Genomic DNA, 1,512 nt, shown 5'->3' on the forward strand with positions numbered 1-1,512 from the left:
TGATAATATAATTTATTCAAAACCCTCGCACAAGAGAGATTTAACAATAGCAATGATGATAACAAGAATTCTTCATCCATCAAGCAAATTAGAAAATACAAGGTATATATTAAAAACACCTGCATTTAAGGATATACTGAAATATATAAATTATGAAAAATTAGAAGTAGATGATTTATATGAGACACTGGATTGGTTGAATAAAAGACAGAGAAAGATTGAGAAAGGAATTTATAGCAAGAGACATAAAGGAGTGAGATTATTTTTATATGATATAACAAGCGTTTATTGTGAAGGTGAGAAACAAGAATTAACTGAGTTTGGATACGAAAGAAGCAAAAGATGTGATAAAAAACAAATAGTAATAGGACTTGTAACAGATAAGGATGGATATCCGTTATCAGTAGAAGTATTTAAAGGTAATACATCTGATCAAACAACTCTTATACCAAAGGTAAAAGGATTGAAAGAAAGATATGGACTAAAAGATGCAATAATAATTGGTGATAGAGGGATGATTACAGAATCTAAAATGGATAAAATAGAAGAGAATGGATTTTTATATATTACTGCATTAACACATAAAAGAATAGAGAAATTAATTGAAGAAGAAAAAACACCGTTTCAATTAGGATTATTTGATGAGAGAAATATTGTTGAAATAGAATATAAAGGAGATAGATATATTCTATGTAAAAGTGAAAAAAGAGCCAAAGAAGAGAAACAAACTCTGGATAGATTAATAGAAAAGACAAGTAAAAAATTAGATGAGATAAAAACTTCTGTTATGAAAGGTAAATTGAGAAAGAAAGAAAAAATAGGTATGAGGGTTGGAAGGTGGATAAACAGATGGAAAGTAGGAAAATATTTTTGGGTAAAGATAGAAGAGAAAGAATTTGAATATGGAATTGAAAAAGAAAAGTTAGAGCAACAAAAGATGTTATGTGGTTGTTATGTAATAAAAACAAATATTAAAAAAGAAGAAATGGAAAGCAAAGATGTAGTAGAACATTATAAAAAATTAACATTAGTTGAGAGAGCATTTAGAATAATAAAAACAACCTTATTGCAAATAAGACCAATATATCATTTCAAAGAAAGAAGGATAAAGGCACATGCATTTATATGTATGTTAGCATATTATTTAGTTTGTGAGATAAAAAAAAGATTAAAGAAATTTTTTGAAAAAAATGGGACAGGTAAAGATTATAAATTTACATTTAACAATGTTTTAGATATGCTTGAAGATATACAAATTGGCATTGCAGAAATAAGAGGAATAAAAATAAAACAATTGAAACCATTAAATGATATGCAAAATAATATATTAAATTGCTTAAATGTAAAATTAAAAGTAAATAAAGAAGTGGAAGTTATCCACTAAAAAGAAATTTGTTTTTATTAGATTATCTTTATTTAATGCGGGTTTTCTTTAATTTTTAGTTGGGTAAGTTCGGTTATAAAATTGTGTTGGGTGAATTCTGTACTTTTTGCAAATTTCTGAAATTGGAA

The 1,512-nt window shown here is 26.1% G+C and carries 1 protein-coding gene; it reads left to right on the plus strand.

Features of this window, described 5'->3' with window-relative positions; translation table 11 throughout:
• The coding region (locus ACUVXA_RS20825; RefSeq protein WP_445873211.1) for an IS1634 family transposase at nucleotides 1–1,384 on the plus strand (1,384 nt) is incomplete at its 5' end.
• Between the last annotated feature and the right edge of the window lie 128 nt (nucleotides 1,385–1,512).

Source organism: Candidatus Jordarchaeum sp., assembly GCF_052745115.1.